At 72.1% G+C, this 20,530-nt stretch carries 19 protein-coding genes; 8 read left to right on the top strand and 11 right to left on the bottom strand.

Annotated features, from left to right (window positions below; genetic code table 11):
- Nucleotides 1-21 precede the first annotated feature (21 nt).
- Complete coding sequence (locus ACWA15_RS17785) at nucleotides 22-1,566, bottom strand: SulP family inorganic anion transporter (RefSeq protein WP_464056952.1); 1,545 nt, start codon at nucleotides 1,564-1,566, stop codon at nucleotides 22-24.
- Nucleotides 1,567-1,675: 109 nt separating this feature from the next.
- On the opposite strand from ACWA15_RS17785, the gene ACWA15_RS17780 reads away from it, so the two are divergent.
- Nucleotides 1,676-2,068, top strand: a complete 393-nt coding sequence (locus tag ACWA15_RS17780) for a MerR family transcriptional regulator (RefSeq protein ID WP_464056951.1) — start codon at nucleotides 1,676-1,678, stop codon at nucleotides 2,066-2,068.
- 18 nt (nucleotides 2,069-2,086) lie between these two features.
- Here ACWA15_RS17780 and ACWA15_RS17775 read toward each other — a convergent pair whose 3' ends face one another.
- The 5 genes from ACWA15_RS17775 to purB all read right to left on the bottom strand — a co-directional run bounded on the left by ACWA15_RS17775 (nucleotide 2,087) and on the right by purB (nucleotide 7,080).
- Nucleotides 2,087-2,596: a DUF4333 domain-containing protein gene (locus ACWA15_RS17775; protein ID WP_464056950.1), complete on the bottom strand. Its 510-nt coding sequence runs from the start codon at nucleotides 2,594-2,596 to the stop codon at nucleotides 2,087-2,089.
- Nucleotides 2,593-3,555 carry a hypothetical protein gene (locus tag ACWA15_RS17770; protein ID WP_464056948.1) on the bottom strand — a complete coding sequence of 321 codons (963 nt, stop codon included), beginning with the start codon at nucleotides 3,553-3,555 and terminating at the stop codon, nucleotides 2,593-2,595. Before ACWA15_RS17770 ends, ACWA15_RS17775 begins: the two co-directional genes overlap by 4 nt.
- Nucleotides 3,555-4,637 (bottom strand): trypsin-like serine peptidase, encoded by a 1,083-nt coding sequence (locus ACWA15_RS17765; protein ID WP_464056947.1) that lies wholly within the window; start codon nucleotides 4,635-4,637, stop codon nucleotides 3,555-3,557. The genes ACWA15_RS17770 and ACWA15_RS17765 overlap by 1 nt, the downstream gene beginning before the upstream one ends.
- Nucleotides 4,638-4,780: 143 nt before the next feature.
- Nucleotides 4,781-5,608, bottom strand: a complete 828-nt coding sequence (locus tag ACWA15_RS17760; protein ID WP_464056945.1) for a nuclease-related domain-containing protein — start codon at nucleotides 5,606-5,608, stop codon at nucleotides 4,781-4,783.
- Nucleotides 5,605-7,080, bottom strand: a complete 1,476-nt coding sequence (purB, locus tag ACWA15_RS17755) for an adenylosuccinate lyase (RefSeq protein WP_464056943.1) — start codon at nucleotides 7,078-7,080, stop codon at nucleotides 5,605-5,607. Before purB ends, ACWA15_RS17760 begins: the two co-directional genes overlap by 4 nt.
- A 158-nt stretch (nucleotides 7,081-7,238) precedes the next feature.
- Here purB and ACWA15_RS17750 point away from each other — a divergent pair, with 158 nt between their 5' ends.
- Nucleotides 7,239-7,451, top strand: a complete 213-nt coding sequence (locus tag ACWA15_RS17750) for a hypothetical protein (RefSeq protein ID WP_464056942.1) — start codon at nucleotides 7,239-7,241, stop codon at nucleotides 7,449-7,451.
- The gene (locus ACWA15_RS17745) at nucleotides 7,451-9,112 is read left to right on the top strand and encodes a hypothetical protein (RefSeq protein WP_464056940.1); all 1,662 of its coding nucleotides are present in this window, start codon (nucleotides 7,451-7,453) and stop codon (nucleotides 9,110-9,112) included. The genes ACWA15_RS17750 and ACWA15_RS17745 overlap by 1 nt, the downstream gene beginning before the upstream one ends.
- A gap of 3 nt (nucleotides 9,113-9,115) precedes the next feature.
- On the opposite strand, the gene ACWA15_RS17740 is transcribed toward ACWA15_RS17745, so the two are convergent.
- The gene (locus ACWA15_RS17740) at nucleotides 9,116-9,514 is read right to left on the bottom strand and encodes a phage holin family protein (RefSeq protein WP_464056938.1); all 399 of its coding nucleotides are present in this window, start codon (nucleotides 9,512-9,514) and stop codon (nucleotides 9,116-9,118) included.
- Nucleotides 9,515-9,660: 146 nt separating this feature from the next.
- Here ACWA15_RS17740 and hisC point away from each other — a divergent pair, with 146 nt between their 5' ends.
- Nucleotides 9,661-10,773, top strand: a complete 1,113-nt coding sequence (gene hisC, locus ACWA15_RS17735) for a histidinol-phosphate transaminase (protein ID WP_464056937.1) — start codon at nucleotides 9,661-9,663, stop codon at nucleotides 10,771-10,773.
- Between the two features lie 4 nt (nucleotides 10,774-10,777).
- On the opposite strand, the gene ACWA15_RS17730 is transcribed toward hisC, so the two are convergent.
- Nucleotides 10,778-12,391 carry an LLM class flavin-dependent oxidoreductase gene (locus ACWA15_RS17730; RefSeq protein WP_464056935.1) on the bottom strand — a complete coding sequence of 538 codons (1,614 nt, stop codon included), beginning with the start codon at nucleotides 12,389-12,391 and terminating at the stop codon, nucleotides 10,778-10,780.
- A 205-nt stretch (nucleotides 12,392-12,596) separates the two neighbouring features.
- On the opposite strand from ACWA15_RS17730, the gene ACWA15_RS17725 reads away from it, so the two are divergent.
- The gene (locus ACWA15_RS17725) at nucleotides 12,597-13,118 is read left to right on the top strand and encodes a DUF805 domain-containing protein (RefSeq protein ID WP_464056934.1); all 522 of its coding nucleotides are present in this window, start codon (nucleotides 12,597-12,599) and stop codon (nucleotides 13,116-13,118) included.
- A 25-nt stretch (nucleotides 13,119-13,143) separates the two neighbouring features.
- Here ACWA15_RS17725 and ACWA15_RS17720 read toward each other — a convergent pair whose 3' ends face one another.
- Genes ACWA15_RS17720 through ACWA15_RS17710 form a run of 3 tightly spaced genes read right to left on the bottom strand, consistent with a single transcriptional unit; the run spans nucleotide 13,144 to nucleotide 16,201 of the window.
- Nucleotides 13,144-14,166, bottom strand: coding sequence for a DUF4097 family beta strand repeat-containing protein (locus tag ACWA15_RS17720; RefSeq protein WP_464056932.1), 1,023 nt, complete (start codon nucleotides 14,164-14,166; stop codon nucleotides 13,144-13,146).
- The gene (locus ACWA15_RS17715) at nucleotides 14,163-14,837 is read right to left on the bottom strand and encodes a LuxR C-terminal-related transcriptional regulator (protein WP_464056930.1); all 675 of its coding nucleotides are present in this window, start codon (nucleotides 14,835-14,837) and stop codon (nucleotides 14,163-14,165) included. Before ACWA15_RS17715 ends, ACWA15_RS17720 begins: the two co-directional genes overlap by 4 nt.
- Complete coding sequence (locus tag ACWA15_RS17710) at nucleotides 14,825-16,201, bottom strand: sensor histidine kinase (RefSeq protein WP_464056928.1); 1,377 nt, start codon at nucleotides 16,199-16,201, stop codon at nucleotides 14,825-14,827. Before ACWA15_RS17710 ends, ACWA15_RS17715 begins: the two co-directional genes overlap by 13 nt.
- A gap of 345 nt (nucleotides 16,202-16,546) precedes the next feature.
- Between ACWA15_RS17710 and pdhA the strand changes: the two genes are divergently transcribed.
- The 3 genes from pdhA (at nucleotide 16,547) to ACWA15_RS17695 (ending at nucleotide 20,497) form a co-directional block, all read left to right on the top strand.
- Nucleotides 16,547-17,707: a pyruvate dehydrogenase (acetyl-transferring) E1 component subunit alpha gene (gene pdhA / locus ACWA15_RS17705; protein ID WP_464056926.1), complete on the top strand. Its 1,161-nt coding sequence runs from the start codon at nucleotides 16,547-16,549 to the stop codon at nucleotides 17,705-17,707.
- On the top strand, nucleotides 17,704-18,765 hold the full coding sequence (locus tag ACWA15_RS17700) for an alpha-ketoacid dehydrogenase subunit beta (RefSeq protein WP_464056924.1): 1,062 nt from the start codon (nucleotides 17,704-17,706) through the stop codon (nucleotides 18,763-18,765). The genes pdhA and ACWA15_RS17700 overlap by 4 nt, the downstream gene beginning before the upstream one ends.
- Nucleotides 18,766-18,937: 172 nt before the next feature.
- Nucleotides 18,938-20,497, top strand: a complete 1,560-nt coding sequence (locus tag ACWA15_RS17695; RefSeq protein WP_464056923.1) for a dihydrolipoamide acetyltransferase family protein — start codon at nucleotides 18,938-18,940, stop codon at nucleotides 20,495-20,497.
- The last annotated feature ends 33 nt before the right edge of the window (nucleotides 20,498-20,530 follow it).

The raw sequence follows: 20,530 nt of genomic DNA, 5'->3' as shown, positions 1-20,530 counted from the left end.
CGTGGTCAGAGGTGCGCGCGCTCAGTGTCCGGCGCCGAGCTTGCCGGCGAGGAGGGTGTGGCGCTCGGCGCTCTCCTCGTTCAGGCCGGTGATGGTCACGGTCTTGCCCTTGCGTGCGTACTTGGTCGTGATCGCGTCGAGGGTGGCGACGGTCGACGCGTCCCAGATGGTGGCGCCGGACATGTCGATGACGATGTTCTCCGGGTCGCCGGCGTAGTCGAACTGGTAGACGAGGTCGTTGGAGGAGGCGAAGAACAGCGCCCCGGTGACGGCGTAGACGTGCTCGTTGTCGTCGTCTGAGGCGTCGAGCCGGGTGACCTGGGTGAGGTGGGCGACGCGTCGGGCGAACAGGAGCGTCGCGACGATGACGCCGACGATGACACCGATGGCGAGGTTGTGGGTGGCGACGACCACGGCGACGGTGGCGACCATGACCGTGGTCTCGCTCTTGGGCATGCGGCGCAGGGTGTCGATGCGGACGGAGTGCCAGTCGAAGGTGGAGACGGCCACGATGATCATCACCGCGACGAGAGCCGCCATCGGGATGAGCGCGACGACGTCGCCGAGCCCGACGACGAGGGCGAGCAGGAAGACCCCGGCGAGGAAGGTCGAGATGCGGGTGCGCGCACCGGAGGCCTTGACGTTGATCATCGTCTGGCCGATCATCGCGCAGCCACCCATCCCGCCGAAGAAGCCGGTGATGATGTTCGCGGCGCCCTGGCCCCAGGCCTCGCGGGTCTTGTTCGAGTGGGTGTCGGTGATGTCGTCGACGAGCTTGGCGGTCATGAGGGACTCGAGCAGCCCGACGAGGGCCATGGCGATCGCGTAGGGCGCGATGATCTTCAGCGTCTCGAGGGTGAGCGGCACGTCGGGGAAGAGGAGCGAGGGAAGGGACTCCGGGAGCTCGCCCTCGTCGCCGACCGTGGGGACGTTGACCGCGAAGGTGACGGTGACGACGGTGAGCAGCACGATCGCGACGAGCGGTGCCGGCACGACGCGCGTCAGGCGCGGCAGGTAGACCATGAGGGCCAGCCCCACGAGGATCAGCGGGTAGACGAGCATCGGCACACCGAGCATGTGCGGCACCTGGGCGAGGAAGATGAGGATCGCCAGGGCGTTGACGAACCCGACCATGACCGAGCGCGGGATGAACCGCATGAGCTTGGCGACGCCGATGACCCCGAGGACCACCTGGAGGATCCCGGCGAGGATGACGGTGGCGATGAAGTAGTCCATGCCGTGGTCGCGCGCGACGGGCGCGATGACGAGGGCGACCGCACCGGTGGCTGCCGAGATCATGGCGGGGCGGCCACCGAGGAAGGCGATCGAGACGGCCATCGTGAACGACGCGAACAGTCCCAGCCGGGGATCGACGCCCGCGATGATCGAGAAGGAGATCGCCTCGGGGATGAGGGCCAGTGCGACGACGAGGCCGGCCAGGACCTCGGTCTTGAGACGCTTGGGTGACCTCAGGGCCGCCATGACGGAGTGGACCTCGTCGGCTTCCGGCGGTGAGACGTGCACGGGCGGTGGGGTGGGTGGTGAGGCAGCCGGTGAGCTGGACATGGGGACTCCATCTTCCTGGTGCGAGAGGTTGGGGGCGAGGGGCCGCGAGTGCACGCGCCGCGCTCGTCCTCGGTGAACCCTACCCTAACGTGAGGGTAGGGTTGGGACTATGTCCCAGACGCACATGCACATCGGCGCCGTGGCGGAGCGCACCGGGCTCTCCTTGCGCACGCTGCGCCACTACGACGAGATCGGCCTGCTCACCCCCTCGGCCCGGACCGAAGGGGGCTTCCGGCTCTACACCGAGCCCGATCTCACCCGACTCCTTCTCATCCGCCGCATGAAGCCTCTCGGGTTCACCCTCGACGAGATGGCCGACCTGCTCGACATCGTCGAGAAGATGCGCACCGGCGGTGCCGAGCCATCCCTCGACCTGCGTGCACGCCTGCAGACCTACCTCACTTCGGCCCACGAACGCCGAGCCGACCTCGCCCGCAAGCTCGACATGGCCGACGAATTCATCACCGTGCTCCGCACGGCGTCGGCTCAGCCGACCACATGACCGAGCGGGCGACCAGGGTCAGCTGGGGGCGGGGCCGCCGACGCGGTACTGGCCCTCGTCGTTGAGGACGGTGACCGGGATCGACAGGTCCTCCCCGCCCGAGGTGAAGGTGCACTCGAACTCGGTGCCCTCGGTGGCCTCGATCTCGCCCGGGCACGAGACGTGGTCGGCGTCGGTCAGGTCGAAGTCGGTGGTGAGCACCTCCGCGACCCCCTCGGTGAGCGCGTCCTCGTCGAAGGTCGGCGGCGCGGTGAGGGCGCCGGTGGCCAGCAGCGTCACGGTGACGCTCAGGATGCCCGTGATCAGCGCGGTGACGACGACGGTGGGCCCCTTCCCGGCCCGGCGAGGGCGGGGTGGCGTCGGCGCGTACCCGACCTGTGGGGTGGCGGGTGGCGCCTGGGCCGGCCACGCTGCGACCGGAGGGCCCTGCTGCTGACCGTACTGCTGCTGGCCGTACTGCTGCTGCTGGCCGTACTGCTGAGCAGGCTGCTGAGGCGAGGGTGGGCCATACGGCTGGTTGGTGCTCATGACAGCTCTCCTAGGGCGTCGTAGAACGCGGTTATCTCGGACTCGTCGATCACGGTGACGTCCACAGGCTCCGGGACGGCGGGGAGGTCCTTGGTCGTCGCGCTGCCGGTGATCTCGAAGCCGACCTGCACCACGAAGTCCTCGACACCGTCGGTCCCGGTGACGGTCCCGTTCATCTCCATCTTGACGAGGTTGCCGTCGGCGTCCTGCCACACGCTCACCGGGATGAAGGAGTCGAGCATCTCAGGGGTGAACAGGTCGGAGATGTCCGCCGGGATGTCGAGCAGGGCCGAGACGGCGATCACGGACGCGAGCGTCACCTCGGTCTCGGAGTGGACCACGCCGTCGCCGTCGGTCTGCACGGAGCGCCGCATCTGCGAGCCCAAGGTGGACTCCTGCGTCAGGGAGATCGCCTCGCGGATCTCGCACATGGTCTGGAAGCCCGTGATGAAGCACATCGTGCGCAGGCCGGCGACGAGGGCGTCTTCGCCGGGAGTGCCGTAGATGGTGGGGACCTGGACCCACGCGGTCGGGGCGAGGGAGGTGTACGAGTCGCCCAGCAGGAGGTAGTCCGCTGCCTCGCCGCCGACATGCAGGGTGTCGAGGGTGAAGCCCTCCTTGGCGTCCGTCTGGCGCACGAACACCGAGGCCGGGTTGCCGCTGACCGCGACGACGGACTGACCGCTGGACTCGCGCTCGCCATGGATCACGTGGTGGTAGGCCACGCCGGTGACGTCGGTCTGGGAGTCGGTCGTGAACGGGCTGGACTCGGCGATGCGCGTGTCCAGGATGCTCATCTGCGCATCGAAGCGCTCCGCGGCGAGGGTGTCGACGACGTCCCAGTCCGGGAAGCCCGCGCCGGCCACAGGTTCGCTCGAACAGCCGGAGGCGAGCGCCAGGATGAGCGCGCTGGTGACCAGCGCACCCGTGCGGCGGTGCGTCGACGTCGTACTGGCCATCACACGCCTCCGATCTCGGTGAAGATCTGCAGCGCGCTCGCCCCGAGCGGGGCCGCGCCGATGTAGTCGTAGCCGCGGTAGGACGTCGTGGCGACGAGGTACCCCGACCCGGTGACCGGGTCGTAGTTGGTGAACCAGCCGCCGCCCGAGGCGCCCTGGGTCATGTCGCAGCTGAAGGAGTAGGTGCCGCGGATGCCTGGATCCCACTCGGAGGCGGCGCAGTAGCGTTGCGACGCGCCGTCGAAGGGCGGTGCTGTCGGGTAGCCGGTCACCAGCAGCTCCTCGGCCGGCACTCCGAAGGCGATACCTTGACCCCCGGTGACCTCCTGGATCGTCTGGCCGGCCTCGTTCGTCCCCATGACGAGGAACGCGAAGTCGTAGGCCCAGCCGTCTCCGACGATGCCCAGCGTGTCGTCGACCTCTGCCGTGTCCAGGAACTCCTGGGGGGCGATCACGGATACCGCGTTCCATGCGCCGTAGGGCATGACGGCGGTGTCGTCGGCGTCGGCGGGCACGAACCACATGTTCGTCCCCCAGGTGTCCGTGGCGAAGTCCCACACGCAGTGCGCGGCCGTCGCCACGACCGACCCGGAGGCGGAGGCGACGACGGAGGCCGAGCACACGCCGTCCCCGTCGGAGAAGGACATGTAGAGGCGGCCCTGGGTGGACGCGGCCAGGCCGGTCGCCGCGAAGACGTCACCGGCTGAGGAGTCGGGGACCTGTGCGCCGTCCGGGCTGACCGGGCCGGTCGTCGGGTCGATGACCACGCCGGTGGCCGCGTCCGGGGGGGCGTCGAAGGTGTCGGCGTCGCCCTCACCGGCGTCGTTGCCCCGCGGCTTGGCGTCCTTGCGCCGGTCCTCGCTCCAGTAGTCGTTGACCTCCTGGGCGGTCTCGTCGTAGTCGTGGCGCAACGACACCGTCTCGGAGTCGATCGGCGGACCGATCTGGGAGCTCTTGGCCCCGGCGACGGCCTCCCCCTCGATCATCGTGGCGCACGCGGTCAGCAGCATGGCGGTCAGGACGGCGCAGGCGACGGCCGACGCACGTGCGCGGCGGCGTGAGGAGGGTGGGCGCAACGGCATGCGCAAAATATGTCATAGATCGTCAAGGGCCGATGACCAGATGGGCAGGAGTCCCCACCTCGGTGAGGACTGGGTCAATCCGCCCAGAAGCCCTGGGGTTTCGCAGGGTGGGGCATTCCTACCTGGCGCGAGGTCCCTGCCGGTCAGACGACGGCGTCGAGCAACCCGGACGTGATCACCAGGTACGCCGCGCACACCACGGTGATGGCGGACAGCAGCCCGGCGAAGCGCCAGGTGGCGCGGCGGCGTCGGGCGCTGGAGACGGCGCGGCGCAGCTGGCCGAAGCGCGCGAGCAGGTCCGCCGTGTCGATCGCCGGCGCGGGGGTGCGGTGCCAGGTCCGGGGCTCGATCGCGGCCGCGCGCAGCGCCTCGAGATCGTCGGCGGGCAGCGCCGGTCCCCGCCTCGTGTGGGCGCGCAGCGCCCGGAGCATGCCATCGGACGTGATGACGGTGACCGTGGCGGGTTTCTCCCGCACGACCATCTGCTGGGGGTCGACGACGACGATCATCGCCGAGGCGGCCACCGGCCGGCCCACCGCCGCGGTGAGCAGCTTCGCGGCGCGGGCGGCCTCGTGCTCGGAGTTGCGGATGTAGGGCTGCTTCTGCCCGGAGACGAGGAAGGCCCTGCCGGCCACCCACACCTTCTGGGTCCCGTGGTTCTTGGTGTTGACCGTGACCACCCCGGCCGGGCCGATCAGCACGTGGTCGATGTCGGAGGTCCCCGCACCGACCGGGACCGCGTGCAGCACCGTCCACTCCGGGCCGAGGCGGCTCAGGAGACCGCCGACCCAGATCTCGCCGATCGCGCCCAGGTACCAGGGGCGGGCCTCCTCGGTGAGGGGGGACCGGCCGGTCAGCCGTGCCCACCAGCCCCGCTCGGGCGCGGACTCCTGCGCCGCGAGTGTCTCGACCATGACGGACTGCCCGGCGACGTTGGCGCTCAGCACGGCCGCCGCGTCCTCGGGAGTCACAGGTAGTCGGCGACCAGCTGCTCGGCCAGGCCGACGTAGGACCCGGGCGACATGGCCGCCAGCCGCGCCGCGACGTCGTCGGGCAGGCCGAGACCGGCGACGAAGGTGCGCAGGTCGTCGCCGTTGATCCGCTGTCCGCGGGTGAGCTCCTTGAGGCGCTCGTAGGGGTTCTCCATGCCGGCCACACCCGCGACGGAGGCGGCGCGCATGGCGGACTGGATGGCCTCCCCGAGCACCTCCCAGTTGGCGTCGAGGTCCTCGGCGAGCAGGTCGACGTTGACGGCGAGGGCCTTGAGACCGCGGCGCACGTTGTCGATCGCGAGCAGCGAGTGGCCGAAGGCCGGGCCGATGTTGCGCTGGGTGGTGGAGTCGGTGAGGTCCCGCTGCATGCGGCTGGTGACCAGGGTCGCGGACAGGGTGTCCAGCAGCGCGCAGGAGATCTCGAGGTTGGCCTCGGCGTTCTCGAAGCGGATCGGGTTGACCTTGTGCGGCATGGTCGAGGACCCGGTCGCCCCCGGCACCGGGATCTGCTTGAAGAAGCCGAGCGAGATGTAGGTCCACACGTCGGTCGCGAGGTTGTGCAGGATCCGGTTGAAGCGCGCGATGTCCGCGTAGAGCTCGGACTGCCAGTCGTGGCTCTCGATCTGCGTGGTCAGCGGGTTCCAGGTGAGGCCCAGGCCCTCGACGAAGGCCTGGGAGACGGCCGGCCAGTTCGTCCCGGGGACCGCGGCGACGTGCGCGCCGTAGGTGCCGGTCGCGCCGTTGAGCTTGCCGAGGTACTCCGCGTTCTCGACCCGGCGGACCTGGCGGCGCAGGCGGTGCGCGAGCACGGCGAGCTCCTTGCCGACGGTGGTCGGGGTAGCCGGCTGGCCGTGGGTGCGGCTGAGCATCGGCACGGCTGCGTGCTCACGGGCCAGGTCCGCGATCTGCTCGACGAGCGTCCCGGCGGCGGGCAGCCACACCGCCGTGACCGCGCCGTGCACCATGAGCGCGTAGGAGAGGTTGTTGACGTCCTCGCTCGTGCAGGCGAAGTGCACCAGCTCACCGACGCTGGGCAGCACGGTCGACTCCCCGAGCAGCCCCGGTGCGGCGGCGAGGCGACGCTTGAGGAAGTACTCCACGGCCTTGACGTCGTGCACGGTCTCCCGCTCGATCTCGGCCATCTCCGCGATCCCGGCGCCGCCGAAATCGGCGACGACGGCGCGCAGGTAGGTCTTGTCGGCCTCGCTCAGCTGCGGTGCGCCGGGGACGATCGGGCCGTCGGGGGTGCCGTCGGTGAGCGCGATCAGCCACTCGACCTCGACGTGCAGGCGCTCCCGGTTGAGGGCCGCCTCGGAGAGGTGGTCCACGAGCGGGGCGACGGTCGCACGGTAGCGTCCGTCGAGAGGGCCCAGGGCGATGGGCGGAGTGATCTCCGCCAGGCTGGCACGGGTGGACTCGAGGGGCGCGGGGAGCGCAGAGCTGTTGGGCATGGCGCCATTCTTCCACGACGAGGCTGGTGGGCGGCGGGGTGTCCGTCGGCGGATCCTCGGTGTGGCTGCCCGTCCACAGGCCAGCTCGGGCAGGCCCCGTCCACAGCTCCCATCCCGGTCCGGGCGGGCCTGCGGCTCGGCGCCCTAGCGTCCAGTCCATGACCGATGTCACCAGCCTCCAGGGGCTCCTCTCCCTCATCGACGCCGACCTGGCCGACGCCGACGCCGCGCTGGCCACTGCCGCGACCGCGGACTGGGTGTCCACCTCGGCGGACCTGTTCCGTGCAGAGCTCAGCGAGTCCCAGCGGCTCATCGCCACGATCGGGTCCCGCGTCGACGCCGCGCGGCTGGCCCTGAACCGGGTCGGGTGATGAGCGCTCCCGCGGTCGACGACGACTCGATCGCCATCACCGTGACCGGCGGCTCCGGCGGGCAGGCGGCGAACACCGCCGACATCGCCACGGCCGCCGACCTGATCGCCGCAGCCGCCGGGTACCTGGCGGACGCGCGTCGGCGGTCCGCGCAGGTCTGCGCGCTCGTGCTGGCCAGCTACCTGCAGCACTGCGCCGACCCCTCCCCGACACGGGACCCCGTGCGGGGCATCCGCCTCGGGGCCGCGGTTGACGCCGCACAGCTGCTCGGCACGGCACTGCTCGCCCAGGAGCACCGGCTGCTCGGACTCGACCGGCGCACCCGCACCGCCGGGCAGGTCCTCGACGACGCGGAGCAGTCGATCCGCAGCCGGCTGTGGACCGCCGCCCGCACCGTCGACGGCTGGGACCTCAGCCCGATGGCCCTGGGCCGCACGGTCCTGGCTGGGGCGTTGAGCGTGCCGGGCGGCTCGGCCCAGGAGCGCTTCACGGCCGGGATCGGGGCCGGGATCGGCAAGTACAACCCCTCGCGTGGCCTGCTCCGCCCGCCCGGCACCGCCGACGCCGCGGGGGTGCTGCGGCGCGGTGCGTCCTTCTACTCCGGGTGGACCTGGCCGTCGACCGTGGTGGGCCTGCCCGGTGCGCGGATGGAGCCGGCGCGCGACCTGCGTCCCGGGCACCTCACCGAACGCCGGACCACGGCTGCGCCGGTGACCTCGGTGACCGGGGCGATGGCGCGGATCGATGATCTTCCTGCAGAGACGATCGCCATCCAGCAGATCCCCCACCGCGACGGGTCGGTGACCTGGGCGGTGTTCATCCGCGGGACGGACGACCTGACGATCGGCTCGAACAGCCCGTTCAGCGCGGAGAACAACCTGGCCCTCGCCCAGGGGGACCGCAGCACGGGGATGGACCTCGTCGAGTCGGCGATGCAGCAGGCGGGCATCCCGGTGGGCGCGGCGGTCGGGCTGTACGGGCACAGCCAGGGCGGCACGGTGGCGGTCAAGCTGGCCGCGGACTCCACCTTCCGGCGCCGCTACGACCTGCAGAACGTGGCGACCTTCGGGTCGCCGGTCGCGGCGATCTCACCGGGCCGGCCGGTGCCCATCCTCAGTGTCCAGAACCAGGAGGAGATGATCTCCAGCCTGGCCGGTGCCGCGCCTCCTGACACCCCCGACCGCGTGACGGTCACGGCGGACCTGCCCGGAGGACCGGACCTGCCGGGAGTCCCCGGACCCGACCGGGCGCACAGTGCGCACAGCCTGACCACGCACGGCGAGGTCCTCGACCTCGCCGTCTCCCGTGGACTGCCCGGGGTGGCTGCGGCCGTGGAGCAGCAGAGCGGGGTGCTGGGTGACGCCGGAGGCACCGCGCTGGCGGCGGGCGCCCCGGAGGTGGCGCGCACCGTGGTTCCCGCGCCCGCACCGGTCGAGACGACGTACTTCTCGCCCGGACCGGTTCTTGGCGCGGCAGTGCCGGCCACCTCGGTCTCGGGCGACATCTGCGTCTCTGGGCGAGGCTCACCGGCGGTGGGAGGGCACGCCGGGGGTGCGCCGTCGCCGCTCGTGACGCCCACTCCGCCCACCCGGCCGGACGGCTCGCTCGCCTGGGACGAGATGACCCGCCGGGGAGGCGCGCTCACCCAGCCGCTCTCGTGAGCGTCAGCGACGCTCCTGCCGGGAGCCGGTGCCCGGCACGACGACCGAGATGAGCATCGAGAAGATGGAGATGAGCAGCGCGGCCAGGACCGCCCACCAGAAGTCGTCGATCCGCATCCCCCAGTCGGCGGCCTCGGTGATCCAGGCGGTCAGCAGGATCATCAGGGCGTTCACCACCAGGGTGAACAGGCCCAGCGTGATGATGTACAGCGGCAGGGACAACAGCTGCACGATCGGTTTGACGAAGGCGTTGACCACTCCGAAGATCAGCGCCACGACGACGAAGACGACGATGCGGCCCCCGGTGCCCTCACCACCGACCACCTCGAAGTGGCTGCCGAGCAGCAAAGTGGTGAGCCAGATGGCGACGGCGTTGACGAGGACTCGGATGAAGAAGCTCATGGGGAGATCCTGCCACCGATGCCTGTGTGCTGGCTGGTGGGGGCTGTGCGCCCGGCGGCCCCGGGCGGGCACGGGTGGGACGCGGGGAGGCCGGGGGCGTCAGAGGGGGCGTCCGGGGATGTTCGCGGAGGGAGGCAGGTGGGAGGATGAGGCACGTGACTCCTCGCGTCCCCCTCCGCCCCGCCATCAGCGCGCTGCCCGCCTACGTCCCCGGCGCCCGGGTTCCCGTGGGAGCCGCAGCGTTCAAGCTGTCCTCCAACGAGAACCCGTACCCGCCGCTGGCCTCCGTCCAGGCCGCGATCATCGACGCCGTCTCCGACATCAACCGGTACCCGGACATGTTCGCGACGGAGCTGACCGCGGCGCTCGCCGCGGACCTCACCGCCGGGCTCACGCCGGAGGCGCGCGCCGCCAAGGGACCCGTCACCGCGGAGCAGATCGTGGTGGGCAACGGCTCGGTCGCCGTCCTGGGGCACATCCTGGAGTCCGTGGTCGACGCGGGTGACGAGGTGATCTACCCGTGGCGGTCCTTCGAGGCGTACCCGATCGTCGTCTCGGTGGCCGGCGGGACGTCCGTCCCGGTCCCGCTGCGGGCCGGGGGCGGGATCGACCTCCCGGCGATGGCCGCCGCCGTCACCCCCCGCACCCGGGTGATCATGGTGTGCACCCCCAACAACCCGACCGGCTCGGCCGTGACGCACGCCGCGCTCGAGGACTTCCTCGCCCAGGTCCCCTCCGACGTGCTCGTCATCGTCGACGAGGCCTACCTCGAGTTCGTCCGCATGGACGACCCGGTCGCCGGGCTGGCCGCGCTCGCGGGGCACCCGAACGTCGTGGTGCTGCGGACGTTCTCCAAGGCCTATGGCCTCGCCGGGCTGCGGGTGGGGTACGCGGTCGCCCGGCCCCGGCTCGCCGCCGGGATCCGGTCGGCATCCACCCCCTTCGGTGTGTCCCACATCGCTCAGCAGGCCGCGCTCGCGTCGTTGCGCGCCAAGGGTGAGCTGCTCGAGCGGGTCGAGACGATCGTCGTCGAGCGCGCCCGGATGGCCGCTGCGCTGCGCGAGCAGGGCTGGGACGTGCCCGACTCCCAGGCGAACTTCCTCTGGCTGGCGCTCGGTGAGCGGACCACGGCCCGGGCCGCGGAGGCCGGCGCCGCCGGGGTCATCGTGCGCCCCTTCGCCGGTGAGGGCCTGCGGGTGAGCGTCGGCGAGCCGGAGGCGACCGACCTGTTCGTCAAGATCGCCGCCGGCTGGCGCTGATCCGCTACACCTGCCCGGGGTAGAAGCCGAGCCGGGCGAGCGGCTCGACGAGCTCGATCTCCTCGTAGGACAGGTGCGAGAGCAGGGTGTCGGCCAGGACGTGGACGGCCTCCTGCACGGCGGCGATCCGCGACGGGTCGCCGGCCAGGGCCACGAGCGCCTTGTCCACGCCCTCGAGCACCTCGTGGATCGTGTGGTGCTCGGCGGTGAGCCGGTCGATGACCGGGGCGAGGGCCTCGTCCGCGCTCGCCAGGTGCGGGAAGATCGACGCGTCCTCGAGGCTGTGGTGCCCGGTCACGGTGGTGCAGTACGCCGCGCAGTACGCGCCGAGCGTCCAACTGTTCTGCCGCATGGTCATCGCGTTGATCTCCGAGCGTGCGCTGCCCACGCTGCGCACCCCCGCCACCACCTGCCCGACAACGTCCAGCAGCGTGTCCAGCTCCGCGCGCAGCGCGTCGTGGACATCGATGAGGTGCTGCCCGACGGCGCGTCCCTGGTCGGTGTAGGCCACCTCCGGGGAGGGCGGGGCGTAGTGCGGGCGGGTCGCCTCGTCGAAGGGGCGCTGGCTGCTCAGGCGGCGACCGTCGTCGGGCGTGGGGGACAGGCCGAGGCGGCTGACGGGCGGCGCGATGTCGGCGCGGCCGGTGGGTGTCGCGGTGATGGGTGTCGCGGTGGTGGGGCCGCCGGTGGTCGCCGCGCTGGGGCGGGTGGTGGCGCGCTCGACGCGGGCGCTGCGCTCTGCGGCGACCGCCGCGCGGACCGCGGGGGCGACCTCCTCGCCGTAGCGCTTGATGTCGGCGGGGTCGTCGCTGCCGAGGATGAAACCGCTCGTGCCCTCGGTCAGGGCCAGCTCGGTGAGCTCGGCGACCCACTGGCTGACGGGGCCCTGCAGGAGGCCACCGGACCGGGCGGTGAAGGAACCGTTGATGTTGAGCAACCGGCGGACCGCTCCCGGTGAGCGGCCCGCAGCGGTGGCCGCCTCGTCGATCATGGCGTTGGCGCGAGTGAGGTCGCCCGGCTTGAGGTAACCGAGGGAGGGGAGCCAGCCGTCGGCCGTGCGTCCGGTGAGGGCGAGCATCCGTGGCTTGTAGGCGCCCAGCCAGACACCGATCTCGTGCGCTGGGGCGGGGCCGCGCTTGGCGCCGTCGACGTGGTGGAAGTCCCCGGCCACGCGCAGCGGTGCCCGGTCCCCGGCGGCCCAGATGCCGCGGATGATCTCGATCGCCTCGGCGAGAGCCTGCACGCCCTGCCCCGGGGTCAGTCGCGGTTCGCCCATGGCCTCGATGGCCTCCCAGAAGGCTCCCGAGCCGAGCCCGAGCTCGACGCGGCCGCCGGTGAGCAGGTCGAGGCTGGCGGCTGAGCGGGCCAGGACGGCCGGCTGGCGCAGCGGGACGTTGGCGACGTTGAGGCTGAGCCGGATGCGGTCGGTCCGGGCCCCGACGTAGGAGAGCAGGGTCCAGGAGTCCAGGAACGACGGCTGGTAGGGGTGGTCCTGGAAGGTGGCGAGGTCGAGCCCTGATCGCTCGGAGACCTGCGCCAGCCCCACGGCCGCCTGCGGCTGCGCCGCCGTGGGAGTGAGGAACGTGCCGAAGAGCAAGTCGTGCCCGTAGTCAGTCATGGATGCAGGGTTCCTTGCAGGTAGCGGGGGGTGCGAGGCCGTCTGGTTGAACAGTCAACCACCGGCGGCGCATTCCCGGCCCGGCAGCGCCCTCAGGGCGAGTCCTGGTCTGCGGGGAGTGGTGCGTCCGGTACTTTGTGGGCGAATCACCAACCACCGGGACGCTGGCCATCGAGTCAGCGACGACCACGGCGCAGGAGCCACCATGCAGCTGTACGCAGATCAATATGACACGTCGACGGCGATGTCGGCGGGCCTGATCGTCCTCATCGTCGTTCTCTACATCGCGCTGATCGGCTTGATGCTCTTCGCCTACGGGAAGATCATCTCCAGGACCGGCTATCCGTGGCCGTGGATCTTCATCATGTTCGTCCCGATCGTCAATGTCGTCATGCTGCTCATGCTGGCGTTCAAGGAGTGGCCGGTCCAGCGTGAGCTGATGCTCACCCGCCAGGCCCTCGAGGCCGCGACGGGAAGCCCGTTCCCTCCGGGGTCGCAGCTGATGCACTACGGCAACTACCAGATCGGCTCCGGGCAGCAGGGGTACGGGGCCGGGATGGGCTACGCCGGTCCGGCCGGTCAGTCCTACCCTGGTCAGCCCTACCCCGGCCAGCTCTACGCGGACTCGTGGCCGGGCGCCGGACCCTCGGGCGCGGACCAGGACTTCGGTAGGTACGACCCCTACGCGCAGGGGCCGTCGGACAACCCCTACCAGCCCAAGGGCTGAGCCCGCACGACGACGCGACCCCGTCCTACTCGGCACTCAGGTAGGACACGTCCCCGCTGCTGGAGCGGATCGTGACGGTCCGAGACGCAGACGGGTCCGTCGGGGCCTCCACCGTGGACCGCCCGTCGCCTGTGCTGATCTGCAGGGCGACCGGCGTGCCGGTGCCGCGCACGACGACGTCGCCGTCGCCCGTGATCGCCTCGACGTCGCCGGTGACCCCGCTGACCCGCACCGCTCCGGAGGAGGTCTTGGCCACGGCTGACCCGCTCACGGTGCGTGCCTCGACGTCACCGTCGCCGGTCACGGCGCTCACGTCACCGGCGGCGCCGTCGACCAGCACGCGGCCGCTGCTGGACTTCGCCGTGACCTCGCCGCCGGCTCCGCGCACCGTCACGCTGCCGTCCCCGGTCGTGGCGACGACGTCACCGGCGGCGCCGTCGACCTCCACGCGGCCGCTGCTCGACCTCGCCTCGACCGAACCGCCGGCGCGCAGCACGGTGACGTCGCCGTCCGAGGTCTGCAGGTCGAGCGCGGCGCCGATGCCTTCCGCCCGCACCTCACCGCTCCCCGACCGCACCACGACAGCCGTACCCTCGGGGACCTGGACCGTGAGGTCGATCTGGCAGACGCCGTTGCTCCACCACCGAGGGCACGTGTGCGACACGGCCAACTGGTCCGGGGACTCGACGACATCCTGGGACGTGCGCTGGAAGCCGGTCCGGGTCCGCTGCTCGACCGTGACGCCAGCGGAGTCGCCGACCGTGACCGTCACGTCGCCGTCGGCCGTCAGCTCGACGACCGGTGCGGCCGCATAGACCTGGGTCGAGACCGTGGTGGTCGCGGACAGCCAGTCGACCCCCTGGTAGGCCACCTGCACGATCGCGAGCGAGCCGAGGGCCACGCCGGTCCACAGGAGCGCACGACCACCCCGGCTCTGCGGCCTGCGGCCCCCGGCGGGGGAGCCCGGCCCGGTGGGCCCGGTGGGGCCCGTGGGGCCGTCGAGTCCGGCAGATCGGGTGGGCGAGGCAGGCACGGTGGGGGCGGTCATGAGTGGTCTCCTCGGAGTTGTGCGTGCTCGAGCCAGCGGAGCACGGCGAGCACGCGGCGGTGGTCGTCGGCGGCGGGCGGAAGGTCCAACTTGGTCAGGATGGAGGTCACGTGCTTCTCGACGGCGGCCGTCCCGACGACAAGCTGCTCGGCGATCCCGGCGTTCGAGCGGCCCTCGGCCATGAGGGTCAGCACCTCGCGCTCGCGGGCGGTGAGGCGGTCGACCCCGGTGCCTCGGGTGCGGGCGAGCAGCTGGGAGACCACCTCGGGGTCGATCACCGTCCCCCCGGCAGCGACCCTGCCGAGCGCGTCGAGGAAGTCGTCGACGTCGGCCACCCGGTCCTTGAGCACGTAGCCGAGGGAGCGGATGTCCCCGGCGAAGAGCTCGGAGGCGTAGCGCTGCTCGACGTACTGGGAGAGCACGAGGACCGGCAGGCCGGGGTGCAGGCTGCGCAGGTGGACGGCCGCGCGCAGGCCCTCATCGGTATGGGTCGGGGGCATCCGGACGTCGGTGACGAGGACGTCGGGCAGCTCGCTCGGGGTGAGGTGGGCGAAGGCCGCGACGAGCTCGTCCGCCGAGCGGTAGCCGGTCACGGTGTGCCCCTCGGCGAGGAGCAGCCGGGTGAGGCCGTCGAGCAGGAGGACGGAGTCCTCGGTGATCACGACGCGCACGGTACCTCCACGGTGATCCGGGTCCCGTGGCCTGCTGGACTGTCGAGCTGGAAGGTCCCGTCGAGCGCCTCGACCCGGCTGCGCAGCCCGTCGAGGCCGCCGCCCGGCGTCGAGAGCGCGCCGCCGCGGCCGTCGTCGGAGACTTCGAGGCGCAGCAGCCCGCCGTCGACCTCCGCGCGGACGAGGACGTGGGTCGCCTCGGCGTGCCGGGCGGAGTTGGTGAGGGCCTCGGCGGTCACGAAGTACGCGGCGGCCTGGGCGCCGGGGGACGCGGCAGACAGCGCCGCGGCGTCGGGGACGTCGACGGTCACCGGGACGGGGTGCCGGGCGGCGATCGCGGAGAGCGCCGCGTCGAGGCCGCGGTCGGTGAGGACCGCGGGGTGGATGCCGCGGACGAGGTCGCGGAGCTCGGCGAGGGTCTCCTTGATCTCGCTGTGCGCGTGGTCCAGCGCCGCCGTCGCGGCCTCGGGGTTGGTCACCGCGGCGCGTTTTGCGGTGCCCAGCTCGACGCCGAGCGCGACGAGCCGCTGCTGCGCGCCGTCGTGCAGGTCGCGCTCGATGCGCCGCCGGTCGTCGTCGGCCGCCCCGACCGCGCGGGTGCGGGTCTGGTCGAGGTGCTCGGCGCGCTGCTGCGCGCGGGCCGCGTCCTCCCGGGCCGCGCTCGCGGCGGCCTCGGCGCGCTCGATGTCGGTGCCGGCGCTCGACCGCCCCAGGAGGGTGCGGGCGAGACGCACCTGGGCGAGCGCGAGTCCCTGGCAGGAGATGGCCCACAGCCAGGGGCCCACGAGGCCCAGGGCCAGCAGCGCGACCTGCCACCTGTTCGGGCTACCGTCCCAGGCGACGACGGGTGAGGCGATGAGGGCGAGGACGAGTCCGAGGCCCCACGCGACGCACACCTGGACGCAGACGAGTCCCAGCCCCACGGCCGCGTAGGCGACCGACGACCAGCCGACCGGTTCGGTGAGCGCTGCCCACAGGCCCGCCCACGTGCGCAGGCTGCGCACCGGGGGAGGGGCGCCTGGAGTGATCGACGCTCCGAGCTGTGCGTGCACGCGGGCCCGCTCGACGCGGGCGAACCAGCGGGCGGTGACCAGCGTCAGGAGCAGGAGGGGCACCCCGATCCCGAAGACGGGGACCAGGGCCACCGAGAGCGGGGCGAGGACGAGCGCGAGGAGCCCCGCGGTGAGGAGGAACGGGAAGCCGATGCTCGCCTGGGAGACCGCGCGCCACGTCGCGGGTGCGAGGGGTGCGACGAGGAATGCTCGACGGCTGGTCAGCGCGGGTGCGACGAGGTGTCGGTGCTCGTCGGACGGTCCCCAGGTGGGCCGGTCGAGCAGGCCGGTCGCCGGTGCGGTGTGGTCCATGCGGCAACGGTAGGGGATGGCGAAGGTGCGCCCCCAGCCGGTCGCCCCACGACCCCGAGGTAGGGCCACCCCACGCCTCCACCCACGCCCCACCCCACGCCCCCACCTCCGCTGAGTGCGGCCGTCTGGCTGGACAAAACGCCCGGAGGGCAGCCATATGACCGCACTCAGCGGAGGGGGTGGGGTTTTGGGGGCGAGGGCTGGGGAGGAGGACTTCCGACCTACGGACGCGTAGGTTACGCTGGCGTAGCCTACGCAAACGTAGGTTGACGGCGCCGGGTGGTTGGGTGTCGTCTCGTCTCTACGCAGGTGCCCCACCCCGGCGCCGCGACCGGAGGAGAACGCGTGACCGATCTGCTGCACCAGGCCCATGAGTTGGACGTCGCCGAGGACGTGCCCCTCCAGCTCCTCGCGCCCGACGGCAGCCGGGTGGCCGACGCGCGCAACGCGCCCTACCGCGCCCGGGTCGCCGACCTCGACGCCGACGCCCTGCGCGGGCTGCTGCGGGACATGGTCCTCGTCCGCGCCTTCGACACCGAGGCCACGTCCCTGCAGCGCCAGGGCGAGCTCGCCCTGTACGCGCCGCTGCTCGGCCAGGAGGCCGCGCAGATCGGTTCCGGTCGCGCGATGGCGCCCCAGGACATGGTCTTCCCCTCCTACCGTGAGCACGGCGTGGCCTACACCCGCGGCGTCGACCTGCCCCACGTGCTGCAGCTCTTCCGCGGCATCGACCACGGCGGCTGGGACTCCGCCGCTCACAACTTCCACCTGTACACCCTGGTCATCGGCTCGCACGCGCTGCACGCCACCGGCTACGCGATGGGTGTCCAGCGCGACGGCCTGGTCGGGACCGGTGACCCGGACAAGGACACCGCGGTCGTCGCCTACTTCGGCGACGGCGCCACCTCCCAGGGGGACGTGAGCGAGGCCCTCGGGTTCGCCGCCGTCAACAACGCGCCCGTCGTGCTCTTCTGCCAGAACAACCAGTGGGCCATCTCGGTCCCCACCTCCAAGCAGACCCGCGTGCCGATCTACCGCCGCGGCGCCGGGTTCGGAGTGCCGAGCATCCGCGTCGACGGCAATGACGTCCTCGCCGTCTACGCCGCGACCCAGGAAGCCCTCGAGCGGGCCCGCACCGGGGGCGGGCCGTCCTTCATCGAGGCCGTCACCTACCGGATGGGCGCGCACACCACCTCCGACGACCCCACCCGCTACCGCACCGCCGAGGAGGAGCAGCACTGGCGCGACCGCGACCCGATCGACCGGATGCGCGCCTACCTCACCGCGGAGGGCCTGTGGGACGACGCCGCGCAGTCGGCGCTCGACGCGGAGGCCGCCGCGCTCGGTGAGCGCGTGCGGACCTACGTCAAGGGACTGGGCCGGCCTGCGGCGTCGTCCATGTTCGACCACGTCTACGCGACCGACCACTCCCTCGTCACCCGCGAGAGCGCCTGGTTCGCCGACTACGAGGCGTCCTTCGCCGAGACCCAGGGAGGCCACCGATGACCGCCGCACCCGCTACGAGCACTGCCGGCCCGACGACGCTGCCCTTCGCCAAGGCGATCAACGCCGGCCTGCGCGCGGCGCTGGCCGCCGACCCCAAGGTCCTGCTCATGGGCGAGGACATCGGCCCGCTCGGTGGCGTCTTCCGGGTGACCGACGCGCTGCAGGCCGAGTTCGGGGAAGACCGTGTCGTGGACACCCCGCTCGCGGAGTCCGGGATCATCGGCACCGCGATCGGCCTCGCGCTGCGCGGGTACCGGCCGGTCTGCGAGATCCAGTTCGACGGGTTCATCTTCCCCGGCTTCGACCAGATCACCACCCAGCTCGCCAAGATGCACTACCGCTCGAGCGGGCGCCTCACGCTGCCCGTCGTCATCCGGGTGCCTTACGGCGGCGGGATCGGCGCGGTCGAGCACCACTCCGAGAGCCCCGAGGTGCTCTTCGCCCACACCCCCGGGCTCCGCGTGGTCTCACCCGGGTCGCCCCAGGACGCGTTCACGATGATCCAGGAGGCCATCGCGAGCCCCGACCCGGTGCTCTTCTTCGAGCCCAAGGGGCGCTACTGGGAGAAGGGTGCCGTCGACCTCGCGGCCGGTCCCTACGCCCAGGCGGCCGTCACCGGCGCCGACCCGGTCGCAGACCCGAACTCCTTCACGACTCTCAACCGGGCGGTCGTCGCCCGTCCCGGCACGGACCTCACCCTCGTGGCCTACGGGCCGACCGTGGCCACCGCGCTCAAGGTGGCCGAGGCCGCCGCCTCGGAGGGCACGAGCATCGAGGTCGTCGACCTGCGCTCGATCTCCCCGATCGACACCGACACGATCATCGCCTCGGTCCGCAAGACCCACCGCTGCGTCGTGGTCCATGAGGCGCCGACCTTCCTCGGCTCCGGCGCGGAGATCGCCGCGGCGGTCACCGAGGCCTGCTTCTACGATCTCGAGGCGCCGGTCCTGCGGGTGGGTGGCTTCCACACCCCCTACCCGGTCGCCAAGATCGAGCACGAGTACCTGCCCGGCCTGGACCGGGTGCTCGACGCCGTCGACCGTTCCCTGGCATTCTGACACCGGTCGTGGTCCTGACGGCGTCGGGGCGTCGGCGCCGCGTCGCCGGTGTCCACGCCGGGATCGGCGACACTTGACCTGATGCTCGACCAGCTACTGACCTGCACCTGTACGTGACTTGCACCTGACTTGCACCTGACTTGCACCTAATTTGCACTGCCGAAGGAGCCCCATGCCCACCTTTGAGCGCTTCATGATGCCGGACGCCGGCGAAGGCCTCACCGAGGCGGACATCGTCAGCTGGCACGTGGCCGTGGGCGACCCGGTCACCGTGAACCAGACGATCGTCGAGATCGAGACCGCGAAGTCCCTCGTCGAGCTGCCGTCCCCGTTCACCGGGGTGGTCGCCGAGATCCTCGCCGTCGAAGGGGCCACGGTCGAGGTCGGGCAGCCGATCATCGTCATCGACATCGACACCGACCCGACCGGGGCCGCCACCGCGCCGCTGGGTGATGCCGACGCCGGCGCGCAGGACTCAGAGCCGGTCACCGCCGGATCCGCTTCCGACACCGCCGAGGAGAGCGGGGCCGTGCTCGTCGGCTACGGCGTCGCCTCCGCCGGGACGACCCGCCGGGCCCGCCGCGCGACCGACCCCGCAGCGGGCGCCGTCGGGCAGGGCGCTGCGCCGGCTGCTGTCCCACCGGCCGCGGCTGCGGCCGTGCCCCCCGCAGCAGGGAGGCCGACGCCGCCCGCCCCGGCGCCGTCGCCGGCCGGGGTGACCGCCGCGGCGACCGGCGTCGCGCCGTCCGCCCGCCCCGCCTCGGTGGTGCCCGCCGTGGTGCACGCGGTGCAGTCCGTCACCCAGGTCGCCCCGCGCCCCGGGACGCTCGCGGTGCGGGCCAAGCCCCCCGTGCGCAAGTTCGCCCGGGACATGGGCGTCGACCTGTCCAGCGTGCACGCAACCGGTCCGGGAGGGATCGTGACCAGGGAAGACGTTCTTGCTTTCAGCGTTCAGGCGCAGCCGCGGGCGCTCGCCACCTACATCGACGACGACGCGCCGTGGCTGGCCACCGGCCAGGTGTCCTCCGACGGGCGCCAGACCCGCGTGCCGGTCAAGAGCGTACGCAAGCGCACCGCCGAGGCCATGGTCGCGAGCGCCTTCACCGCACCGCACGTCACCGTCTTCCAGACGGTCGACGTCACCAAGACCATGCGCCTGGTCGCGCGGCTGCGGGAGGACCGTGAGTTCGCTGACGTCCGGGTGACTCCGCTGCTCATCACGGCCAAGGCGCTGCTGCTCGGCGTCAACCGCCATCCGGAGGTCAACGCCAGCTGGGACGAGCGCGCCCAGGAGATCGTCTACAAGCACTACATCAATCTCGGGATCGCCGCCTCGACCCCCCGCGGCCTCGTCGTACCGAACATCAAGGACGCGCACCGGCTCGGCCTCAAGGGCCTCGCCCAGGGCATCGCCGACCTCACCGCGACCGCGCGGGCCGGCCGGACCAGCCCCGCGGACATGTCCGACGGGACGATCACCATCACGAACGTCGGGGTGTTCGGGATCGACACCGGGACCCCGATCCTCAACCCCGGCGAGGCCGCGATCCTCGCCTTCGGTGCTATCCGGGAACAGCCGTGGGTGCACAAGGGCAAGATCAAGAAGCGGTTCGTCACCCAGCTCGCGCTGAGCGTCGACCACCGCCTGGTCGACGGCGCCCTCGGCGCCCGCCTGCTGTCCGACGTCGCCGCCGTCCTCGAGGAACCCTCCCAGGCCCTCGTCTGGGGCTGACCCGCCGCACCGCCCGCCCGCGGCCCGACGTTC

The sequence above is a fragment of the Sanguibacter sp. TS_SC_8 genome, assembly GCF_055361235.1.
This window is presented reverse-complemented; position numbering and strand designations above follow the sequence as displayed.